Raw genomic sequence first — 21060 nt, 5'->3', positions numbered from 1 at the left:
CCGGGGCGGGCGAGCAAGGAAGGTTGAGGTGAGACGTGATGACGAGCACCGACCACCGGCCCGGGACGGGTGTCCACGAGGAGTCGGTCGGCGCGCTGGTCTCCCGGGCGTCGGAGCAGGTGTCGCGGCTGGTACGGGAAGAGCTGCGGCTGGCGCAGGCGGAGATGGCCGACAAGGGGAAGCGGTTCGGCATCGGCGGCGGCCTGTTCGGCGGCGCGGCGGTGGTGGCGATGGGCGCCTTCCAGGCGCTGGTGGCCACCGGGATCGCCGCGCTGGCGGTGGCACTGCCGGTATGGGCCGCGGCCCTGATCGTGACCGTGTTCCTGCTGGTCCTCGCCGGGGTGCTGGCGGCGCTGGGCCGCCGGAAGGTCCGGCAGGCCACGCCCCCGGTGCCCGAGCGGGCCATCGACAGCGTGAAGGCCGACGTCGCCGAGATCAGGGAGAGGGCGCACCGATGACCGGGGAGGCCGAGACGGCGACCACGCGCGAGCTGCGCGAACGGGTGGAGGACACGCGACAGGAGCTGGGCGAGACGGTGGCCCGGCTCGCCGCCCGGACGGACGTGAAGGCCCGGGTGCGGGAGAGCGCGGGCCGCGCCACGCGCGCCGTGCGCGACAACCCGGTGCCGGTGGTGGCCGGGACGGCGGCGGCGACCGCCGCGGTCGTGGCGTCGGTGAGCGCGGTGCGGGCCTGGAGGAGCCGGTGAAAGCCTCGAAGATCGTCTACAAGCCGGTCGGCCTGGCCCTCGGCGCCCTCAGCGGCGCGGTGGCGGGCGCGGCCTTCAAACAGGCGTGGAAGGTCCTCGGGCACGACGACGACGCGCCCGACGCCACCGACGCGGACCGCGCCTGGCGGGAGATCCTGCTGGCGGCGGCGCTCCAGGGCGCCATCTTCGCCGTGGTCAAGGCGGCCGTCGACCGCGGCGGGGCCACGGCGGCACACCGCCTGACCGGGGTCTGGCCGGGCTGACCCGGTCCGCCGTCCTCCCGCCGCCCGCGCCGCGCCGCCCCGGTGGCTAACCTGGGCGAAGGCGACCTTTCGCCACACGTGTCGCGAGGGGTCCGGGCCCAGGGAGATCACGGGTGACGGGTGCACGGATGACTGCTGATGGAAGCCGTCGAGGCTGACCCGGGCGGTGCGGCGGACGGCGAGCGGCTGCGGCTGTTCACCGTGACGGACGACGCCCCCCGGGAGACGGAGCTGCTGCGGCTGGCGCTGCACCAGGCGGTCGCGGCCATGGGCGGCCTGGGCGGCCTGGCGCATCTGATCGACGCGGAGGACGGCTCGCTGCGGCTGGCCGCGGCCGGCGGTCTGCCCCGGGACGTCGCCCAGCAGTGGGAGCGGCTGGAGCCGGACGAGGACACCGCGCCCGCGCGGGCCGCGCGGGCCGCGGAGGCGGTGTGGCTGCCCCGCGACGCCCCCGCCCTGCCCGCCGGGACCCGGACGCCGGACGGGGTGACCGGGGTGCTGGCCGTTCCGCTGCCGGGGGCGCGGGGGCCGGCGGGCGTGCTGTCCGTGCTGGCGATGGCGGTGCCGGACGGGGACCGGCGGCGGTTCGTGGGCGAGCTGGCGGCCGTGGTGGGCGAGCGGCTGCGGCGGATCCGGCCGGGGAAGGTCCGGGTGCCGCCGCCCTGGTGGCAGGAGCCCTCGGGCTCGCGGCTGCGGGAGGCGGTGCACGCGGTCCGGGTCGGGACGTGGCGCTGGGACCTGCGGACCGGAACACTGCGGTTGGACGAGGCGGCCAGGGACATGCTGCGCGCCACGCACGTGGCGAACCGGTGGGACGACCGCATGCGGAGCTGGCTGGAGCGGATCCACCCGGACGACCTGCCCGGGGTGCTGGAGGCCGCCGAGCGGGCGATCGAGACCGGGGACCCGTTCGCGGCCGAGTACCGGTTGGTGGCCGAGGACGGCCTCGTCGGCTGGGTCGAGGTGCGCGGCCAGACCACGTACGCCCCGGACGGCACCCCGCTGGAGGTGTCCGGCACGGCCTGGGACACCACCGCCGAGCGGGCGAAGGACCGGTCCGTCAGCCGGGTGCTGAACCACATGCCCGACGCCTTCTTCGTGGTGGACGGCACCGACTGGCGGGTGCTCTACGCCAACCAGCGGGCGGAGCGGCTGTCCTCCCGGGAGCCGGTCGCGCTGACCGGGCGCGTGCCGTGGGAGGCGCTGCCGGGGCTGGGCGACGTGGGGCTGAAGGAGCGCTTCGAGCGGGCCCTGGAGACCGACGCCCCGGTGATGTTCGACGCGCACGTGGCGCGGGACGACGTCTGGTACCGCTTCCGCCTGGTGCCGGTCGCGCCGCACCTGGCGGTGGCCGTCGCGGACGTGACGGCGGAGCGGCGCGCGGAGCGGGCGGCGGCCGAGCGCACCCGCCGGATCGAGGCCCTGACCGGTGCCCTGGCGCAGGCGCTGACCGCGCGGGACGTGGCGCAGGCGGTCGCCGACCACGTGCTGCCGCCGTTCGGCGCGAGCGGCGTGCTGGTGCACACGCTGGTCAACGGGCACCCGCACCTGGTGGGCGCGGTGGGCTACCCGCCGGAGTACCCCGAGCGGCTGAGGCTGTTCAGCGAGGAGAGCAGGCTCCGCGTCATGGCCAGCGACTCGCCCCGCTTCCTCGGCTCGCGCGAGGAGTTCGCCCGCGCCTTCCCGGACCTGGAGCCGCTGGTCGAGAGCGGCGACAAGCACGCCTGGGCCGTGCTGCCGCTGATCGCCTCCGGGCGGCCCATCGGGGGCTGCGTCATCTCCTACGACCGGCCGCGGCGCTTCTCCGACGACGAGAGCAGCCTGCTGACCGCCCTGAGCGGCCTGGTGGCCCAGGCGCTGGAGCGGGCCCGGCTGTACGACACGGAGCACAGCCGGGCCCAGCAGCTCCAGCGCGCCCTGCTGCCGCACGTGCTGCCGTCGCTCCCGGCCCTGACGGCCGCCGCCCGCTACCGGCCGGCCGGGTACCACGCGGACGTGGGCGGCGACTGGTACGACACCATCCCGCTGTCGGCGGACCGCGTCGCCGTCGTCATCGGGGACGTGATGGGGCACGGCCTGCACGAGGCCATGACGATGGGCCGGCTGCGCACCGCCGTGGCCACGCTGACGGCGCTGGAGTACGAGCCCGACGAGCTGCTCGCGCACCTGAACGACATCGTCGTCGGCCTCGGCGGGGACGTGTACGCCACCTGCCTGTACGCCATCTACGACCCCACCACCGGCATCTGCTCGCTGGCCTCGGCCGGCCATCCGCCGCCCGCGATCGTCGGACCGGACGGGCGGGCCCGCTTCGCGGACCTGCCCGGCGGCCCGCCCCTGGGCACCGCGCACCTGGCCTTCGAGGCCCGGGAGCTGACGCTCGCGGAGGGGAGTCTGCTGGTGCTGTACACGGACGGCCTGATCGGCACCCCGGACTCCGACCTGGACGCCGGGATGGCCCGGCTCGCCGCCCTGCTGACCGACTACGCCGCCGCCCCTCCCCCGCCGTCCGCCACCGCCCGCCGGGACGAGGCCGGCTGGCTGGAGCATCTGTGCGACCGCCTGACCACGGCCCTGCCCCCGATGGGCCGGCACCCCCGGGACGACGCCGCCGTGCTGGCGCTGCGCACCCACCGGCTGCCCGAGCGCGACATCGCCGCCTGGGACCTCCCCGAGGAGCCGGCCGCCGCCGGCCAGGCCCGCGCCCACGTCCGCACCCAGCTCGCGACCTGGGGTCTCCAGGAGCTGGTGACGACGACGGAGCTGGTGGCCAGCGAGCTGGTCGGCAACGTCATCCGGCACGCCACCGGCCCGATCCGGCTGCGGCTGCTGCGCAGTTCGGTCCTGACCTGCGAGGTCTCCGACGGCAGCGAGGCAACGCCGCGGATCCGCCACACCTCCGTGATGGACGAGAGCGGGCGCGGCCTGCAGCTGGTCGCCGCGATGACCCGCAGGTGGGGAGCCCGCTACACGCACACCGGCAAGTCGATCTGGACGGAACAGCCGCTGCCGCTGTCCGCGACGGAGCAGAGATGACCGGCAAGGCGGGATCCCCGCGCCGTCACCGTCGTCACGCCGGAAACCGTTAGCCCGGGGGCCCGGGCGGGAAGTTCTCCCCCGAGTCGTCCCCGGCGGCGACGGCGCTCCCGCGCCGCCGCGGCCGGGCGGCTCGGGCGGGGCCCACGACGGTGTGGCCGCGTCCGGGGGCCGTTCCCCGGCCCGGACGCCCTGCCCAGGGTGTCCGCGCCACCCCCGCCCCGCCCGCCGTCGTACCGCGTCACCGCTGGTCCCGCCCGTCCCGTGCCACCAGAACGGAGCCGTCCGATGCCACCCTCCCTCGCCCTGAAACCCGGAACCGCGTGGGCCGACGCCTGGCAGCGCTGCCTGGCCGTCGCGCCCGAGGCGTTCCGCGACGACCACGTCCTCAATCTCCGGAACGGCGGCTGGCAGGCCGGCGGCCTCACCCTGCCCGCCGCCTCCCCCGTCGACGGCAGCCCCATCGTCGGCCCGCCCCGGCTGGACGCCGGGACCGCCCGGCAGGCCGTCCGGGCCTGTCTCGACCAGCACCGCGCCTGGCGGCACGTGCCCCTCGCCGAGCGAAGAGCCCGGGTCGCCGCCGCGCTGGACGCCCTGACCGAACACCGCGACCTGCTCGCCCTGCTGCTGGTCTGGGAGATCGGCAAACCCTGGCGGCTGGCCCGCGCGGACGTGGACCGCGCCATCGACGGCGTGCGCTGGTACGTCGACGGCATCGAGCCGATGGTCGCGGACCGGGTGCCGCTGGACGGCCCGGTCAGCAACATCGCGAGCTGGAACTACCCGATGAGCGTCCTGGTCCACGCCATGCTGGTGCAGGCCCTGGCGGGGAACGCGGTGATCGCCAAGACCCCCACCGGCGGCGGCCTGGCCTGCCTGACGCTGGCCTGCGCCCTCATCCACCGCGAGGGCGTCCCCGTCACGCTGGTCAGCGGCAGCGGCGGCGAGCTGTCCGAGCCGCTGGTGCGCTCCCCGGAGATCGGCTGCGTGTCGTTCGTCGGCGGCCGGGACACCGGCGCCCGCGTCGCCACCGCCGTGGCGGACCTCGGCAAGCCGCACATCCTGGAGCAGGAGGGCCTCAACTGCTGGGGCGTGTGGGAGTTCTCGGACTGGGACGCGCTCTCGGCCGTCATCCCCAAGCTGTTCGACTACGGCAAGCAGCGGTGCACCGCCTACCCGCGATTCGTCGTCCAGCGCTCCCTCTTCGACTCCTTCCTCGCCGCCTACCTGCCGGCCGTGCGCTCGGTGCGGATCGGCCACCCGCTGGCCGTGGCCGCGCCGGGCGACCCGCTGCCCGAGCTGGACTTCGGCCCGCTCATCAGCGCCGCCAAGGCCAAGGAGCTGGGCGACCTGGTCGCCGAGGCCGTCGACCGCGGCGCGATACCGCTGCACCGCGGCAGCCTGGCCGACGGCCACTTCCTCGCGGGCCAGGACACCTCCGCCTACCTGCCGCCGGTGACCCTGCTGGGCCCGCCGCCCAGCTCGCCCCTGCACCACGCCGAGCCGTTCGGCCCGGTCGACACCATCGTGCTGGTCGACACGGAGGCCGAGCTGCTGGCCGCGATGAACGCCAGCAACGGTGCCCTCGTCGCCACCCTCTCCTGCGACGACGAGCGGACCGCCAGGCGGCTGGCATCCGAGGTCCGCGCCTTCAAGATCGGCCTGGGCAAGCCTCGTTCGCGCGGCGACCGCGACGAGCTCTTCGGCGGCTTCGGCGCCTCCTGGCGCGGCGCCTTCGTCGGCGGCGAGCTGCTCGTGAAGGCCGTCACCCGGGGCCCGGCCGACGAGCGCCCGCCGGGCAACTTCCCGGACTACCAGCTCATGCCCGCGTAGGGGCCCGGCCCGCGCGACGACGCCGTTCCCGCCGCGACGCGCGGCGGGAACGGCGTCCGCGTGAGCGAGAACACCATTGCTCCGCCGGACGGGTGAGGACAGACTGTCCGTCGAACGTCCGTGCCGGTCGGTGCGGGCGTCTCGCGGCCCACGGCGGCGCGCGGCAGGGGAGGGTGCACATGGCCGAGTACCGTCCGGGGGGCCGGGGTGTCCGGGCCGCGCTGATCCGCGTCGCCTGCCGGGTCTTCGTCAGGACCACGCTGGCCTGGTGGCCGCTGCGCGGCCCGCTGTCCCGGCTGATGCCCGTGGTGGATCTCGTCATGCGGCCCGTTCCCCGGCTGCGCGCCACCGAGATGCGGCGCGTGGACGGCGGGACCTGGCGGGGCGAGCTCGTCGCCCCGCGCGGCGGCGCGGACGCCACGCACGGCGCCCTGCTGTATCTGCACGGCGGGGCCTTCGTCTTCTGCGGGCTGGCGACGCACCGGCGCGTGGTCGAGCGGCTGGCGCTGCGCACCGGGCTGCCCGTGCTCTCCGTGGACTACCGGCAGCTCCCCGAGGGCGGCCTGGACGCGTCGCTCGCCGACGCGACCGACGCGTTCCGCTGGCTGACCGCGCGGGGCACCGACGCCGGGTCCATCGTCTGCCTGGGCGACTCGGCCGGCGGCCATCTCGCGTTCGCCGTGGCGCTCGAAACCCGGCGCGCCGGACTGGGCCGGCCCGCGGGCGTCGTGGGGCTGTCGCCCTGGCTGGACTTCGCGAGCGACGCCCAGCAGGCGCACCCCAACGCCCGCCGCGACGTGTTCATCCCGGCCCGGCGGCTGGCCCGCGTCGGCCGCCTGTGCACCGGCACCCCGAAGGGCGCGGCGATCGATCCGCTCCGGTCGCCCGTCAACGCCGACCTGTCCGGCTTCCCGCCGGTCCTCATCCAGTGCGCCGAGGACGAAGTCCTGCGGCACGACGCGGAGCTGATGGCGGAACGGCTCGCCGCCGCGGGCGTCCCGCACACCCTGCAGGTGTGGCAGGGGCAGGTGCACGCCTTCCCGGTGCTCGCCCACGCCCTCCCGGAGAGCCGCGCCGCCCTGGACGAGATCGCCGGCTTCGTGTCCGGGGTGCTCGGCACCCGCCGCACGCCCCAGCCCGGCGCGGCCTGAGCGCCCCCGCCCCCCGGCGTCGCCACCCGCGCGTCGGAGATTGTCATGCTCGCGACATGCAGCGGCGGAAAACCCGCCCCCACCTCTTCCCCCACCCGGACGGTATCCGCATAATCATCATGGTCAATTCGCGTCCGCCCCCGAAAGGCCCGCCATGCACTCCGACGACTCCGTACCCGTCCTCATCGCCGGCGGCGGGCCGGTCGGGCTCGCGACCGCGCTGGAACTGGCGCACCACGGCATCGGCTCCCTCGTCGTGGAGCCGCGCGCCGCCGTGTCGTGGCTGCGGCCCCGGGCCAAGACGGTGTCGGCCCGCACCATGGAGCTGTTCGCCCGCTGGAACCTCGCCGCCGCCGTCCGCGACCGGGCGCCCCTGGCCGTCGGGTGGTCCGACGAGGCCGTCTTCGCCACCAGCCTCCTCGGGCGCGAGATCACCCGCGTCTCCGGCTGCTTCGGCCTGGACCTCACCGGCTCCGACCGGGCCGCCGAGCCGGGCCAGCAGGCGCCGCAGCCGCTGGTCGAGGAGGTGCTGCGGGAGGCGGTCGCCGCCTCGCCGCACGCCTCGCTGCTGACGGGCTGGCAGGTGACGGGGCTGCGCCAGGACCCCGGCGGCGTCACCGCCTCGCTCGCCGGACCGGACGGGGCGGCGCGGGAGGTCCGGGCGGCGTACGCGGTCGGCTGCGACGGCGGGCGCGGCGTGACCCGTGACGCCATCGGCGCCCGGTACGAGGGCTCCGACGACGCCCGCCCCAACGTCAACATCGTCTTCCGCGCACCCGGCCTGGCCGAGCGGGTCCCGCACGGGCCCGCCGTGCACTACTGGGTCCTCGACCCGGCGCGTCCCGGCGTGCTCGGGCGGCTGGACCTGGCGGACGCCTGGTGGTGCATCGCCCAGGGCGTCGACCGGGCCGCCGGCGAGGCCGACCCGCTGAGGCTGGTGCGCGAGCTGGTGGGTACCGGCATCGACGCCCGGATCCTGGCCACCGACCCGTGGCAGGCGCGGATGCTGCTGGCCGACCGGTACGCCCGGGGCCGGATCTTCCTCGCCGGGGACGCCGCCCACCAGAACCCGCCCTGGGGCGGACACGGCTTCAACACCGGCATCGGGGACGCCGTCAACCTCGGCTGGAAGCTCGCCGCGGTGCTGAGCGGCTGGGCGCCCGCCACGCTGCTCGACAGCTACGAGGCGGAGCGCCGCCCGATAGCCGCCCGGACCATCGAGGAGGCCGCGCGGAACATGGCGACCCTGGCCCCCGAGCTGTCCGACCCGCGGCTCACCGGCACCGACGAGGAGTTCGCCGCGGCCAGGCCGGCGGTCGCGGAGGCGGTGCACCGCACCAAGGACGGCGAGTTCCACAGCCTCGGCCTCGTCCTGGACTACGCCTACGAGGACTCCCCCGTGGTGGCCACGGGTCCGGGCCGGCGGCTGCCGCACCGCTGGCTCGCACCCGGCGACTCCCTCTACGCCCACCTCGGACGCGGCTTCACCCTCCTCGGCGACCCGGCCGCGCCCGCCGCCCGGGACTTCGCCGTCGCCGCCCGCGAGCTGGGCGTCCCGCTGACGGTCGCCGGCCTCCGCGTTCCCCCGCCCCTGGGCCCGCTGGCGCTGGTCCGTCCCGACCAGCACGTGGCCTGGCACGGTGACGACGGGCGGACCGCCCGCGCCGTCCTGCGCCGCGTCACCGGCCACCCGCACTGACCGCCGCCGATCCCCGGCCGGCGCGAACCACCCTGATCGAGGAACAGACCGTGACCCACCCCACCCGGCCCGCCCCCGCGACGCGGCGGAGCGCCCTGCCCCTGGCGTTCCTCGTGTTTTTCGTCGACGGCTACGACCTGTTCGTGCTCGGCACCGTGGGCCCCTCGCTGCTCCACCACCCGGACTGGGACGTCTCCCCCGGAACGCTCGGGACGCTCGGCAGCCTCACCGCGGCGGGCATGCCGGTGGGCTCCCTCCTCGCGGGCTGGGCCGCCGACCGCTGGGGTCACCGCGCGCCGATGGCCGCCTCGGTCGCCTGGGTCTCCGTGTGCATGCTGCTGGCGGGGCTCGCCCCCGGCCTCGGCCTGTTCGGCGCCGCCCGGTTCGGCACCGGCATCGGCATCGGCGCGCTGGCCCCCGTGGTCGGCGCGTACGTGGCCGGCGCCGCCCCGAAGGGCCGCCGGGCGCTGCACCTGGCCGTGGCCATGGGCGCGATCGGCGTCGGCGGAACGGGCTGCGCCCTGCTCGGCCGGCTGCTGCTGCCCGAGACCCCGTTCCAGCGGCTGTTCCTGATCGGCGCCCTGCCCCTGCTGACCGTCCCGCTGATCTGGCGCGCGGTGCCCGCGCGGGCCGAGACGGCCGGGGCCGGTCCCGGCCGGGTGCCGGTGGGCGAGCTGTTCGGCCCCGCCCGCCGGCGCGGCACCCTGCTCTTCTGCGCCGCGTCGTTCATGAGCCTGGCGCTGCTGTTCTCCACGACCGCCTGGCTGCCGACGGTGATGCTCCGGTCCGGCTACGACCTGAAGTCGTCGCTGGAGTTCTCCATCGCGTTCACCATCGGGGCCAGCCTGGGCGTGATGGGGCTCGCGCTGGTGGCCGACCGCGGCCACCTCAAGGCCGTCACCCTGGGGTGCTTCGTGCTGGCGGCGTGCGCGCTGTTCGCGCTGAGCACGCCGCAGGAGCGCGGGCTGCTGCTGGTCATGTCGGCCGTGGCGGGGCTCGGGTCGCTGGGCGGTCAGAACATGCTGATCGCCTGCATGAGCGCTTTCTTCCCGCCCCGCCTGCGCGGCACGGCACTGGGCGTCTGCCTGGGCGTGGGCCGCGCGGGCGCCATCATCGGCCCGACCTACGTGGCCTTCGCGACCGACCTGTCCAGCTCCCACAAGGCCGGGTTCTACGCCTTCATGATCCCCGCCGTCCTCGGCGCCGCCCTCGTCGCCCTCCTCCCCCGCCGCATGGGCCCCGCCCCGGCGGCCCCGTCCGGCGGCGCGGGCGGCGGGGCACCGCCCGTGCCCTGACCCCGGGCGCGGCCCCGACGCCCGACGCCCTGCGCCCGACGCCCTCCGCCCTCCGTCATGCGCCGTGCCGTGATGTGTCCGAGACTGGTCGGACACCCCCCGTGACCCGCGCGGGGCCACCCCGGAGCGAGGGACGGACGTCATGGACGCGATGGACGGTACGCGGCGCACGATCGTCGTCGGGGCGGGCGCCGCCGGGCTCGCCGCCGCGCGGCTGCTGGCCGACACCGGCGGCGACGTCGTGGTGCTGGAGGCCAGGGACCGCGTCGGCGGGCGGGTGCACACCAGCACCGACTGGGCGGGCATCCCCGTGGACCTGGGCGCCTCGTGGATCCACGGCACGCGGGGCAATCCGCTCACCGAACTGCGCGACCGGTTCCGGCTCCCGACCGTCGTCACGGACCTGGACTCGCGGATCCTCCACGACCCGGCGGGAGCACCGGTGCCGGAGGCCGAGCAGGCCCGCATGCGCGAGCACGCCGAGGAGATCGTGGCCCGCTTCGACCGCGACGGGTCGCTGCCGGACGCCCCCCGCTGGACGGACACCCACCGCCGGGGCGTGCGCTACTTCCTGTGGCAGCACTTCGAGAACGAGTTCGGCGCGGGCCCGCGCGAGCTGTCCCACCGCTGGTACAGCGATGCCGTGTTCCTGGGCGAGCAGGAGATCTTCCCCGGCGGCTTCGAGGAGATGTTCCGGCGCCTGGCCGCGGGCCTCGACATCCGGTACGGCCAGGAGGTCACCCACATCTCCCACGACGACACCGGCGTCACGGTCCACACCGGCCAGGGCACCCGGCTGTCCTGCCGGAACGTCATCGTGACCGTGCCGCTCGGCGTCCTGCGCAGCGGCTCCCTCACCTTCTCCCCCGGGCTGCCGCCCGAGAAGGAGGAGGTCATCGACCGGCTGCGGATGGGGGTGCTGTCCAAGACCTGGTTCCGCTTCCCCCGCGTCTTCTGGGACGACGACGTCCTCACCCACGCCTATCTCGGCACGGACGACAACGTCTGGTCCGAGTGGTACAGCTTCGCCCGCGTCCACGACGGCGCCCCCGTGCTGCTCAGCCTCAACGGCGGCCCCGCCGGCCGCGACGTCGAGGCGCTGAGCGACCGCGCCATCGCCGGGCAGGCGACGGCGGTGCTGCGCCGGTGGTTCGGCGAGGCGGCCGAGAGCCCGGTGGCGATCCAGAACAGCCGCTGGACGGTGGACCGTCACGCCCTGGGCTCGTACTCCGTCACCCCGCCCGGCGCCTCGCCCGACGACCGGGACACCCTGGCGGCGCCCGTCGCGGGACGCCTGCACTTCGCCGGGGAGGCCACCCACTCCACCTGTCACCAGACCGTGCACGGCGCGCTGCTCAGCGGTCGCCGCGCGGCCCGCGCCGTCGCCGCCGCGACCCGGCAGCCCGCCGGGGCGGGGGCGCCCGGCGTCTGACCCGGATCCTTCGAGGACGACGAACGGAGAACGCGATGGAGAACCGCTGGCGGATGCCGCCCGAGACCGCCCCGCAGGCACGGACCTGGATGGCCTGGCCACCCGGGGGTTACACGCTCGGCGACGACCCGGGCGAGGCGGAGACCGCCCGCCGGGCCTGGGCCTCCGTCGCCAACGCCATCGTCGACCACCAGCCGGTCTCCGTGCTCGTCACCGAAGGAGAGCGCCCGCACGCCACGGCCCTCCTCGACAGCAGGGTCGAGCTCCACGTCACCCGCCTGAACGACGCGTGGATGCGGGACATCGGGCCGACCTTCGTCGTCAGCACCGGACCGGAGCGGCAACTGGCCGCGGTGGACTGGGTGTTCAACGGATGGGGCGCGCAGGAGTGGGCGAGCTGGGACGCCGACGCCCTCGTCGGCCGCACCGTCGCCGCCCTCGCGGACACGGTGGTCGTCCCGACGACCATGGTGGCCGAGGGCGGCGGCCTGCACACCGACGGGGAGGGCACGTTCCTGGTCACCGAGACCGTGCTGCTCGATCCCGGCCGCAACCCGGGATGGACCCGGGAGCGGGTCGAGGCGGAGCTGCGGCGGACCGTCGGGGCGGAGCGGGTGATCTGGCTGCCGCGCGGACTCACCCGGGACTACGGGCGGTTCGGCACACGCGGGCACATCGACATCCTCGCCGCCTTCCCCGCCCCCGGCCAGGTCCTCATGCACGACCAGCGTGACGCCGACCACCCCGACTACGAGGTCTCGCGGTACACCAGGAGGGCACTGGAGAAGGAGGGGCTCACCGTGATCCCGCTGCCCGCGCCTGCGGTCGTGCGCGACGACGAGGGCTGGGTCGACTACAGCTACGTCAACCACGTGGTCTGCGAGGGGGCCGTCATCGCCTGCTGCTTCGACGACCCGGTCGACAAGGAGGCGCGGGACATCCTGGCCGACGTCTACCCCGGGCGGAACATCGTCGAGATCGACGCCCGCCCCCTGTTCGCCCGGGGCGGCGGCGCGCACTGCATCACCCAGCAGCAGCCGGACGTCACGCGGCTGTGAGCCGCCTCATGTCAGACACGTGGCCCGCGCGACCGGAGCGGTGGCCGCCGCCAGGACGGCGGCGCCGTCCGCGGCCATCGCTCCGGTCGCGTCCGCCGACGCGCGGAGGGAGTCCAGCAGGTAGCACTCGGCCAGGGTGATCGACTCCAGCTCGGTCAGGCTCACGCTCTCGGGGGCCGAGTGGATCCTGCACAGGGGTTCCTGGGCCCCCATCAGCAGCATCGTCGCGTCCGGGTTCGCCTTCTGGAGCCGGCTGACGAGGGGCACGGCGCCGCCCTGCCCCGTGTACTGGACCTGCTTGCCCGGGTAGGCCCGTTCCATCGCCTTCCTGGCCACCGCGTACCCGGGCTTGCTGAGGTCCGCCTCGAAGCCCTCGCCGGGGGCGACGGGCTCCACGCTCACCAGGGCGTTCCACGGGTTGATGTCCCGGCTCTCCAGGAATTCCTGGAGGCGGGCGGCGGCGTCCCCGGGCTTCTCCCTGGGGGCGATCCGCAGGCTGAGGCGGGCCTTCGCGGTCGGCAGGAGCTGGTTGATGGGCGCCTTCATCGGCGCCGGGCCGTCGAGTCCGGTCACGTTGACGGCGGGCTTGGTGTAGAGGCGGCTGCCGAGCGTGCCCGTGCCCATCAGCGTCACGCCGTCCTTCATGCCCGCCTCCGCGCGGAACTGCGCCTCGTCGGGCTGCCGGCCGGTCCACTCGTACCGGCACAGATGGGGAACGGCGACGTCCCCCCGGTCGTCGTGGAGCCGCGCCAGCATGCCCGCCAGCACCATGAAGGCGTCCGGGACCGGGCCGCCGTACATGCCGCTGTGGACGGGGGAGGTCAGGGTGGTGACGGTGACGTCCATGTCCACGATGCCGCGCAGCGCCGTGGTGAACGTCGGCTCACCGAGCCGGTAGTTGCCGGTGTCCGCGACGACGATGACGTCGGCGCGGAACTCCTCGGGGTGCTCGGCGACGTACTTCTCCAGCGTGTCGCAGCACTCCTCCTCGCCCTCCATCACGACCGTCACGTGCACCGGCGGCTTGCCGCCGAACGCCCGGAAGGCGCCTACGTGCATCATGACCCCGGACTTGTCGTCGGCGGCACCCCGGCCGTACAGGCGGCCGTCCTTCTTCTCGGGACGGAAGGCGTCCTTCCAGCCCCCCGCCTCCACCACGTCGTAGTGCGCGTAGAGCATCACCGTGGGCGTACCGGCCGGCGCGCCTTCGCACGTGTACGTGCCGTAGACCAGCGGGGCGTTCTTCTTCGGGTCTCCGATGTCCTTCAGCACGGTGTTGGTGAGACCCGCGTTCACCAGCAGGGCCTTGCACTTCTCGGCGGCCTGCTTGACCGGCCCGAGGTCGTCCGGGCTGAACACGGAAGGGATCTTCACCAGCTCTTCGAGGTCGGCGGTGATGTCCTTCATGAGGCCCTTGACCTTGCCTGCCAGATCCTGGCCATCGGTGTACATCTGCGTCATGTCCATATGCGGGCACTTTCCTTCCGCGGGGAAAAGGAGGGGAATACGGGGGGCGGATCCTGACGACCGGCCGCCAACCCGCCTCGAATCTAGGGCAGGCCGGATGCCCCGGCCTCCCGGGTGCGCCATCCGGCCGATCGGAGAATTCGGGGAATCCGGGAGAAAAAACGTTACCGCCCCGACAGGCGGAAAAGAGCGCGCGGCGGGCGGAGGCCGCTGTGCGACGCTGGCGTCCGCCGGATTCACGCCGTCCCCCGGACGGCCCCGATCAAGGAGCGAGAATGGACATCCAGGTTCCCTACAGCGTCGGCGCATGGCTGCCTTCGGACCAGGCGGTCATCGAGGACTGGCTGCGCGATCGCCTCGCCGAAGTGGAGGCGGCCGGCCGGCCGCCCCTGCACCCGGTCGTCGAGGAGTTCAGGCAGCTCTACCTCAACGACCCCGAGGTCTACATGCTGTTCGAGGGAATGCTGTGGCAGGCGAGGCAGAACGGAAAGCCGGTGGTCGACTCGGTCGACACCATGCTGCATCTCTTCAGCCACATCATGACCACGGCCCCGATCTTCGACGCCACCGCTCTCGTGGGCTTCCCCATCAACGCGATCCTCAACTGGCCGATGGCCACCCACGCGGGATTCGCCGCGTTCCTGAACAAGCGGGTGAACGCGCAGTTCAAGAAAATGCTGAACTCCTGGGCGGGCTACCTGGCGTCGCCCGCCTCGGCGTACGTGCTGAACGAGGATCCCCAGACGGGATGGCTCGGGCGCGACGCCCTGAAGGCCATGAAGGAGGCCCTCAGGGGCGAGGAGTTCACCGACGCGTTCGTCTGCGACCCGTCCCAGGAGCACTGGGGGTTCCGCTCCTGGGACGACTTCTTCACCCGGCGCTTCCGGCCGGGCAGACGGCCCGTCGAGGGAGGCAAGGACTCCGTGGTCAACGCCTGCGAGTCCGCGCCCTACCGCGTGCACCACGGCGTGCAGCTCCGCAACCGCTTCTGGATCAAGGGCCAGCCGTACTCGCTGGCGCACATGCTCGACAATTCCCGGCACACCGCGCAATTCGTGGGCGGCACGGTCTACCAGGCGTTCCTGAGTGCCCTCAGCTATCACCGCTGGCACAGCCCGGTCACCGGCACCGTCCGCGAAACGCGCGTCATCGACGGCACCTATTATTCGGCGACCCCGGCCATCACGGACGACCCCGCCTCCCCGAACGAGTCGCAGGGATACATTCCCCAGGTCGCCACCCGGGGGCTGATCTTCATCGAGGCCGACGAGCCGGACATCGGGCTCATGTGCGCCGTCTTCGTCGGCATGGCGGAGGTCTCGTCCTGCGAGATCACGGTGAGCCAGGGCCAGCGGGTGGAGAAGGGCGACCAGTTGGGCATGTTCCACTACGGCGGCTCGACGCACTGTCTGCTGTTCCGCAAGGGAGTCAATCTGCAGTTCAACTTCCACGGCGAAACGCCGGGGCTGGACGCCAAGAACATCCTCCTCAACAAGGAGATCGCGAAGGTCGCCCGCTGAAATCCGCCGCGCGCCCGTATCGCCGCCGATGAGCGGGCCGGCTCTCCTCCTTTTATGGTGGGAGGACAGTTCGCTGTCCCCGACCGGAGGTTTCGCATGGGTACCGTCACGAAGGCAGGAGAGCCGATAGAGACGAACGGCTGGACTTATCTGCGGATCGAGGGCTCCCCCCGCGAGCGGGGGGAGCAGTACGGGCGGGCCCTGGCGAACGAGATCATGAGCGCTCTGGACACCGCCGATTACCTGGCCCGGTGGGACACGGGCGAGAACATGGAATTCTTCGGGGAGGGCGCCCGGGAGACTTTCGGTGAGCTCGAAGCCGAATACGAGGAGGAGATCCAGGGCATCGTCGACGGCGTCAGGTCGGAGAGCCACAGATCGACGACCCCCTATGGCGTCCCGATCACCAGGGACGTCATGGTCGCGTGGAACGGTTATCTCGAACTGGTCGGTTACTGGTGGCCCCAGACGTCCCGGCAGACGGCCGTGCCCCGGCCCGGCCGGCCGCAGGGCGGGCTGGAGCGGTGCAGCGCCTTCATCGCCACCGGCTCCGCCACCCAGGACGGGGAGATCGTCATGGCCCACAACACGTGGGACCGCTTCGCCCTGGGGGACAACTTCAACCTCATTCTCGACATCCAGCCGCCCGCCGGGCAGGGGCATCGCGTGCTGATGCAGGCCGCGCCCGGGTACATCACCAGCAACATGGACTGGATGGTGACCAGCGCCGGACTGATGATCACCGAGACCACGATCGGCAGCTACAAGCTGGACCCGGTGTCGGGACCGGGCATCAAGCCGGAATTCCTGCGCTCCCGCAAGGCCGCCCAGTACGGCACCTCCCTGGACAGGTGGCGGGAGATCATCTGCACGGGAAACAACGGCGGTTACGCCAACACCTGGCTGGTCGGCGACGCGCACGGCGGGACCATCGCGCGTCTTGACCTGGGGCTGAGGCATCAGGGGTACGAGGAGAAGCGGGACGGCTACTTCGGCGGCTTCAACGTGGCGTCCGATCTCCGGGTCCGCAATCAGGAGTGCTCGGACCCCGGCGCCTACTCGGACATCCGCGGCAACGGCGCCCGCCGGGTGCGCTTCGACCAGTTGCTCGGGAACGGCGGCAAGGTCGACGTGGAGCGCGCCAAGGAGATCATCGCGGACCACCACGACGTCCTGCAGAAGAAGGACGCCCCGGGTTCGCGGACGATCTGCGGCCACCTCGATCTGGACGACGCCCGCCTCGGCAACCACGGCCGGGGGCCGTTCTACCCTTCCGGCGCCAACGACGGCAAGGTCATGGACAGCGACATGGCGCGGAGCATGACCTTCGACGCCCGCTGGGGCAACTCGTGCGGCCGTGCCTTCGTCACCAAGCCGTTCCTGGAGAGCCACCGCCAGTACGACTGGCTGGACGGCTGGATGAAGGACCGGCCCTCGCAGCCGTGGACCTCCTTCCCGCCGCTCGTTCCCCCCGAGCACTGAACCGGCCCGTTCCCGCTGTCGTCCCGCCCCGCGGTCCGTACGCTGAAGATCCGCGGGAGACACGGGAACCGGGAGGACAGCCGCTGTGAAGATGCTGATGAACGTTCCGGAGCGGGTCGTCGCCGACGCGCTGCGCGGCATGGCCGACGCGCACCCCGACCTCGTGGTCGACGTCGAGAACCGGGTGATCGTGCGCCGCGACGCGCCCGTCGCCGGAAAGGTGGGGCTGGTCTCGGGCGGCGGGTCCGGGCACGAGCCGCTGCACGGCGGCTTCGTCGGGCCCGGCATGCTCGACGCCGCCTGCCCCGGCGAGGTGTTCACCTCTCCCGTTCCGGACCAGATGGTCCGGGCCGCGGCGGCGGTGGACAGCGGCGCGGGCGTGCTGTTCATCGTGAAGAACTACACCGGTGACGTGCTCAACTTCGACATGGCCGCCGAACTGGCCGAGGACGAGGGCATCGAGGTCGCCAAGGTCCTGGTGCGCGACGACGTGGCGGTCACCGACAGCCTGTACACGGCCGGCCGGCGCGGCACCGGCGGGACGCTGTTCGTGGAGAAGCTGGCCGGGGCCGCCGCCGAGGAGGGGGCGCCGCTGGCCGGGGTCACCGCGATCGCCCGGCGCGCCGCGGACGCCTCGCGCAGCTTCGGCGTCGCCCTCGCCGCGCCCACCACCCCGGCCAAGGGCAGCCCCACGTTCGACCTGCCGGCCGGCGAGCTGGAGCTGGGCGTCGGCATCCACGGCGAGCCGGGCCGGGAACGGCGCCGGATGATGACCTCGGGCGAGATCGCGGACTACGCGGTGGACGTGCTGCTGGAGGACCTGCGCCCGGACGCGCCGCTGCTCGTCCTGGTCAACGGCATGGGCGGCACCCCGCTGCTGGAGCTCTACGGCTTCAACGCGGAGGTGCAGCGCGTCCTGCGCGAGCGGCGGATCCCGGTGGCGCGTACGCTCGTCGGCAACTATGTGACGTCGCTCGACATGGCGGGTGCCTCGGTGACGCTGTGCCAGGCGGACGAGGAGCTGCTGCGGCTGTGGGACGCGCCGGTGAGCACGGCGGCGCTGCGGTGGGGCCGCTGAGAGGAGTACGAGGTGGCGCGGAGGGACGCCGGATTCGTCCGGCGCTGGCTCACCACGGCGGCGGAGGCCGTCGCGCGCGACGCCGACCGGCTGACCGAGCTGGATTCGGCCATCGGCGACGCCGACCACGGCGCCAACATGCGGCGCGGCATGACGGCGGTCTCCGCCGCGCTGGCGAAGGAGCCGCCGGGCACGCCGGGGGCCGTGCTGCTGCTGGCGGGGCGGACCCTGGTCTCCACGGTCGGCGGGGCCTCGGGCCCGCTGTACGGGACGCTGCTGCGGCGCGCGGGCAAGGCGCTGGGCGACGCCGGGACGGTGACGGACGAGGAGCTGCGGGACGCCCTGCGGACGGGCACGGAGGCGGTGGCGCAGCTCGGCGGTGCCGCGCCGGGCGACAAGACGATGCTGGACGCGGTGCGGCCCGCCATCGAGGCGCTGCCCGACTACGCGGCGGCCGGGGCGGCGGCGGCGCGCGGCGCGGAGGACACGGTGCCGCTCCGGGCGCGCAAGGGCCGGGCCAGCTATCTGGGCGAGCGGAGCGTCGGGCACATGGACCCGGGCGCGGCGTCGGCCGCGCTGCTCTTCGGGGCGCTGGCCGAGGCGGCGACGGCCGATGGCTGACCGGGGGCCGGTGGGGATCGTGCTCGTGTCGCACAGCGCGGAGGTCGCCGAGTCCGTGGCCCGCCTCGCGGTGGCCCTGGCCGGGGGCGGCGGGGAGCCGGCCCCGGTGGCGGCGGCGGGCGGCGGGCCCGGCGGCGGTCTGGGCACCAGTGCGGAGCTGATCGCGGACGCGGCGCGCCGGGTCGACCGGGGCGCGGGGGTCGCGGTGATCGCGGACCTGGGCAGCGCGGTGCTCACCGTGCGGGCCATGCTGGCGGAGGACGACGAGCTGCCGCCGGACACCCGCCTGCTGGACGCGCCGTTCCTGGAGGGCGCGGTGGCCGCGCTGGTCGCCGCCTCGGGCGGGGCGGACCTGGCGGCCGTCGCGGCGGCGGCCGGGGACGCGTACCGCTTCCGGAAGGGGTGAGCCGGTGCCCCCGGCGGGGTCACCAGGCGGGCGGCACCTCGCGGGGCGGCTGGAACCAGGCGGCGGTCCGGTCCGCGGTGGCCAGCCCGATCCTGGTGAGCGCGGCCTCGGCCAGCGGCGGCAGGGCGCCGAGGGGGAACCAGCCGACGTCGAGCGACTCGTCGTCGTTGACCCGGGCCTCGCCGCCGACGGCGCGGCAGCGCAGGCATATGTCGAGGAACTGGCACGCGTCGCCGTTGGGGTAGCGGACGGGATCCATGGTCTGCACGAGCAGGACGCGGTCCGGCACGCAGCGCACCGCCGTCTCCTCGTACACCTCGCGGACGGCGGTGTCCGCGGGCTGCTCCCCCGGCTCGGGGATGCCCCCGATGATCGACCAGCGGCCGTCGTCGGCCCGGCGGTTCAGCAGGACACGGCCGGCGTCGTCGAGGACGACCGCGCTCACGCCGGGCAGGAAGAGCAGCCGCCGGCCGATGCTGTCGCGCAGGTCGCTGATGAAGTCGGGAATGGCCATGGCGGCGGGCTCCGCTACCCCGCCGCGCCCGTCGGGCTCCGGCCGTCCACGAGGAAGCGGCCCTCGGCGTAGGCGTGGGCCGTCTCCGGGAGGCCGCCCGGCCGGCCGCTGGCGTAGACGGTGAGGTCGCCGCCGGCGGGGGCGGCGGGCTCGGCGGTCGCCGCCAGGCGGCGCAGGGTCTGGGCGGCGACGGCGTCGGCGGAGCCGTAGAGAGTGACCGGGCCGCCGGTCATCCGGACCAGGTGGGCGCGGATCCGGGCGGCGACCAGCTCGTAGTGCGTGCAGCCGAGCACCACGGCCGTGGTGTCGGCCGGGGTCAGGTCGGCCGCGGCCTTCACCGCCGCGTCGATGGCGGCGTCGTCGGCGCGCTCGACGGCCGCGGCGAGCCCGTGGCAGGGCACGGGCGTGGCCCGCTCCGCGGCGCCGAACTCCTGGATCAGCCGCCGCTGGTAGGGGCTGCCGGTGGTGGCCGGGGTGGCCCAGACGGCGAAGGGCGCGCCGGACGCGGCGGCCGGCTTGACGGCGGGGACCGTGCCGATCACCGGCACGGCGGGCTCCAGCTCGGCGCGGAGCGCGGGCAGCGCGTGCACGGAGGCGGTGTTGCAGGCGACGATCAGGGCGTCGGGCCGCTCGGCGGCGGCGGCCCGCGCGCACTGAAGCGCCCGGCCGGCGATCTCCTCGGGGGCGCGCGGGCCCCAGGGCATCCCGTCCGGGTCGGAGGACAGGACGAGCGAGGCGTCGGGCCGCAGCCGCCGGAACGCGGCGGCGGCGGCCAGCAGGCCGATGCCGGAGTCGACGAGCGCGACCCTCACTTGCGCCCCGGGGTCCACTGCATGCCGAAGCCGTACGCGTAGTCGACGGTGCGCTGCGGGCTGACGCCGCGCTCCGGGATCAGGTAGCGGGCCTCGCGGTTGACGACCAGCTCGCCGCGCTCGTTGGTGAGCGTGGCCAGGACGCAGACCGGGGAGGGCACGGTGCACTCGTCGAGGAAGAACTCGATGGGGGCGCCCTGCTCGGGGGTGAGGGTGACCACGGCGCTGATGTCCTGGAAGCTGCTGGCGCCCGAGTAGATCGTCACGAAGATGACGACGCGCTTGAGGTCGCGGGTGTGGTCGAGGTTGACCGTGAGGTTCTCGCCCTGGGCGACGGCGCCGGTGCGGTCGTCGCCGTCGAGGTGGATGTAGGGCGGCTGGTGCAGCGAGCCGAAGGCGTTGCCCAGGGCCTGGACGACGCCCTTGCGGCCGTCCGTCAGCTCGAACAGGGCGCACAGGTCCAGGTCGAGGCCGCCGGAGACGGCCTTGGCGAGCCGCTCGCGCCAGCCGGAGGCGCCCTGCTTCTGGACTGCGTTCTCCTGCCAGTTGAGGTTCACCCGCATCCGGCCCGAGGTGGCGCCCTGCTTGGCCAGGGAGATCTGCGGGGACTCCTTGGTGAGCGTGATCTTGCTCAGCCGCACCGGGCCGCCGGGGGCCTGCGGGGCGGCCGGGGCCGTGGGAGCCGCC

General features: G+C 74.4%; 19 protein-coding genes. 15 read left to right on the top strand and 4 right to left on the bottom strand.

The window, feature by feature from the left end; genetic code table 11:
- Positions 1–38 precede the first annotated feature (38 nt).
- The 10 genes from ACSNOC_RS12670 (at position 39) to ACSNOC_RS12625 (ending at position 12473) form a co-directional block, all read left to right on the top strand.
- Positions 39–458 (top strand): phage holin family protein, encoded by a 420-nt coding sequence (locus ACSNOC_RS12670; protein ID WP_436747471.1) that lies wholly within the window; start codon positions 39–41, stop codon positions 456–458.
- Positions 455–706 carry a DUF3618 domain-containing protein gene (locus ACSNOC_RS12665; RefSeq protein WP_436747470.1) on the top strand — a complete coding sequence of 84 codons (252 nt, stop codon included), beginning with the start codon at positions 455–457 and terminating at the stop codon, positions 704–706. Before ACSNOC_RS12670 ends, ACSNOC_RS12665 begins: the two co-directional genes overlap by 4 nt.
- On the top strand, positions 703–969 hold the full coding sequence (locus ACSNOC_RS12660) for a DUF4235 domain-containing protein (protein ID WP_436747469.1): 267 nt from the start codon (positions 703–705) through the stop codon (positions 967–969). The genes ACSNOC_RS12665 and ACSNOC_RS12660 overlap by 4 nt, the downstream gene beginning before the upstream one ends.
- 138 nt (positions 970–1107) lie before the next feature.
- A complete protein-coding gene (locus ACSNOC_RS12655) occupies positions 1108–4005 on the top strand; it encodes a SpoIIE family protein phosphatase (RefSeq protein ID WP_436747468.1) in 2898 nt (965 codons plus the stop codon).
- A 288-nt stretch (positions 4006–4293) separates the two neighbouring features.
- Positions 4294–5838 carry an aldehyde dehydrogenase family protein gene (locus tag ACSNOC_RS12650; RefSeq protein ID WP_436747467.1) on the top strand — a complete coding sequence of 515 codons (1545 nt, stop codon included), beginning with the start codon at positions 4294–4296 and terminating at the stop codon, positions 5836–5838.
- 179 nt (positions 5839–6017) lie between these two features.
- Complete coding sequence (locus ACSNOC_RS12645; protein ID WP_436747466.1) at positions 6018–6989, top strand: alpha/beta hydrolase; 972 nt, start codon at positions 6018–6020, stop codon at positions 6987–6989.
- A 154-nt stretch (positions 6990–7143) separates the two neighbouring features.
- Positions 7144–8688, top strand: a complete 1545-nt coding sequence (locus tag ACSNOC_RS12640; RefSeq protein WP_436747465.1) for an FAD-dependent monooxygenase — start codon at positions 7144–7146, stop codon at positions 8686–8688.
- A gap of 50 nt (positions 8689–8738) precedes the next feature.
- On the top strand, positions 8739–9983 hold the full coding sequence (locus tag ACSNOC_RS12635; RefSeq protein ID WP_436747464.1) for an MFS transporter: 1245 nt from the start codon (positions 8739–8741) through the stop codon (positions 9981–9983).
- A 142-nt stretch (positions 9984–10125) separates the two neighbouring features.
- Entirely contained in the window at positions 10126–11415 is a 1290-nt protein-coding gene (locus ACSNOC_RS12630) for a flavin monoamine oxidase family protein (RefSeq protein WP_436747463.1), read from the top strand.
- A 35-nt stretch (positions 11416–11450) separates the two neighbouring features.
- Positions 11451–12473, top strand: coding sequence for an agmatine deiminase family protein (locus ACSNOC_RS12625; RefSeq protein WP_436747462.1), 1023 nt, complete (start codon positions 11451–11453; stop codon positions 12471–12473).
- A gap of 6 nt (positions 12474–12479) precedes the next feature.
- Here the strand turns inward: ACSNOC_RS12625 and ACSNOC_RS12620 are convergent, their stop codons facing one another.
- Complete coding sequence (locus ACSNOC_RS12620) at positions 12480–13940, bottom strand: M20/M25/M40 family metallo-hydrolase (RefSeq protein ID WP_436747461.1); 1461 nt, start codon at positions 13938–13940, stop codon at positions 12480–12482.
- 275 nt (positions 13941–14215) lie between these two features.
- Between ACSNOC_RS12620 and ACSNOC_RS12615 the strand changes: the two genes are divergently transcribed.
- The 5 genes from ACSNOC_RS12615 (at position 14216) to ACSNOC_RS12595 (ending at position 19047) form a co-directional block, all read left to right on the top strand.
- The gene (locus tag ACSNOC_RS12615) at positions 14216–15460 is read left to right on the top strand and encodes a phosphatidylserine decarboxylase family protein (protein ID WP_436747460.1); all 1245 of its coding nucleotides are present in this window, start codon (positions 14216–14218) and stop codon (positions 15458–15460) included.
- Between the two features lie 96 nt (positions 15461–15556).
- Positions 15557–16942 carry a C45 family autoproteolytic acyltransferase/hydolase gene (locus tag ACSNOC_RS12610; protein WP_436747459.1) on the top strand — a complete coding sequence of 462 codons (1386 nt, stop codon included), beginning with the start codon at positions 15557–15559 and terminating at the stop codon, positions 16940–16942.
- Positions 16943–17027: 85 nt separating this feature from the next.
- Positions 17028–18020 (top strand): dihydroxyacetone kinase subunit DhaK, encoded by a 993-nt coding sequence (gene dhaK, locus ACSNOC_RS12605; protein WP_436747458.1) that lies wholly within the window; start codon positions 17028–17030, stop codon positions 18018–18020.
- A 12-nt stretch (positions 18021–18032) separates the two neighbouring features.
- Positions 18033–18641 carry a dihydroxyacetone kinase subunit DhaL gene (dhaL, locus tag ACSNOC_RS12600; RefSeq protein WP_436747457.1) on the top strand — a complete coding sequence of 203 codons (609 nt, stop codon included), beginning with the start codon at positions 18033–18035 and terminating at the stop codon, positions 18639–18641.
- On the top strand, positions 18634–19047 hold the full coding sequence (locus ACSNOC_RS12595) for a PTS-dependent dihydroxyacetone kinase phosphotransferase subunit DhaM (protein ID WP_436747456.1): 414 nt from the start codon (positions 18634–18636) through the stop codon (positions 19045–19047). The genes dhaL and ACSNOC_RS12595 overlap by 8 nt, the downstream gene beginning before the upstream one ends.
- Positions 19048–19066: 19 nt before the next feature.
- Here ACSNOC_RS12595 and ACSNOC_RS12590 read toward each other — a convergent pair whose 3' ends face one another.
- The 3 genes from ACSNOC_RS12590 to ACSNOC_RS12580 all read right to left on the bottom strand — a co-directional run.
- Entirely contained in the window at positions 19067–19561 is a 495-nt protein-coding gene (locus tag ACSNOC_RS12590; RefSeq protein ID WP_436747455.1) for an NUDIX hydrolase, read from the bottom strand.
- A 14-nt stretch (positions 19562–19575) separates the two neighbouring features.
- Positions 19576–20373, bottom strand: coding sequence for a glutamate racemase (locus ACSNOC_RS12585; protein WP_436747454.1), 798 nt, complete (start codon positions 20371–20373; stop codon positions 19576–19578).
- The coding region (locus ACSNOC_RS12580; RefSeq protein WP_436747453.1) for a TerD family protein at positions 20370–21060 on the bottom strand (691 nt) is incomplete at its 5' end. The genes ACSNOC_RS12585 and ACSNOC_RS12580, both read right to left, overlap by 4 nt.

Origin of the sequence: Streptomyces sp. URMC 129, assembly GCF_051386415.1 — a bacterium.
Classification (GTDB): domain Bacteria; phylum Actinomycetota; class Actinomycetes; order Streptomycetales; family Streptomycetaceae; genus Streptomyces.
This window is presented reverse-complemented; position numbering and strand designations above follow the sequence as displayed.

Bases quoted from the DNA above. Each gene is read 5' to 3' on its own strand.
- ACSNOC_RS12670 (WP_436747471.1), top strand. From the start codon at position 39: ATGACGAGCACCGACCACCGGCCCGGGACGGGTGTCCACGAGGAGTCG.
- ACSNOC_RS12665 (WP_436747470.1), top strand. From the start codon at position 455: ATGACCGGGGAGGCCGAGACGGCGACCACGCGCGAGCTGCGCGAACGG.
- ACSNOC_RS12655 (WP_436747468.1), top strand. From the start codon at position 1,108: ATGGAAGCCGTCGAGGCTGACCCGGGCGGTGCGGCGGACGGCGAGCGG.
- ACSNOC_RS12650 (WP_436747467.1), top strand. From the start codon at position 4,294: ATGCCACCCTCCCTCGCCCTGAAACCCGGAACCGCGTGGGCCGACGCC.
- ACSNOC_RS12645 (WP_436747466.1), top strand. From the start codon at position 6,018: ATGGCCGAGTACCGTCCGGGGGGCCGGGGTGTCCGGGCCGCGCTGATC.
- ACSNOC_RS12640 (WP_436747465.1), top strand. From the start codon at position 7,144: ATGCACTCCGACGACTCCGTACCCGTCCTCATCGCCGGCGGCGGGCCG.
- ACSNOC_RS12630 (WP_436747463.1), top strand. From the start codon at position 10,126: ATGGACGCGATGGACGGTACGCGGCGCACGATCGTCGTCGGGGCGGGC.
- ACSNOC_RS12625 (WP_436747462.1), top strand. From the start codon at position 11,451: ATGGAGAACCGCTGGCGGATGCCGCCCGAGACCGCCCCGCAGGCACGG.
- ACSNOC_RS12620 (WP_436747461.1), bottom strand. From the start codon at position 13,940: ATGGACATGACGCAGATGTACACCGATGGCCAGGATCTGGCAGGCAAG.
- ACSNOC_RS12615 (WP_436747460.1), top strand. From the start codon at position 14,216: ATGGACATCCAGGTTCCCTACAGCGTCGGCGCATGGCTGCCTTCGGAC.
- ACSNOC_RS12610 (WP_436747459.1), top strand. From the start codon at position 15,557: ATGGGTACCGTCACGAAGGCAGGAGAGCCGATAGAGACGAACGGCTGG.
- ACSNOC_RS12595 (WP_436747456.1), top strand. From the start codon at position 18,634: ATGGCTGACCGGGGGCCGGTGGGGATCGTGCTCGTGTCGCACAGCGCG.
- ACSNOC_RS12590 (WP_436747455.1), bottom strand. From the start codon at position 19,561: ATGGCCATTCCCGACTTCATCAGCGACCTGCGCGACAGCATCGGCCGG.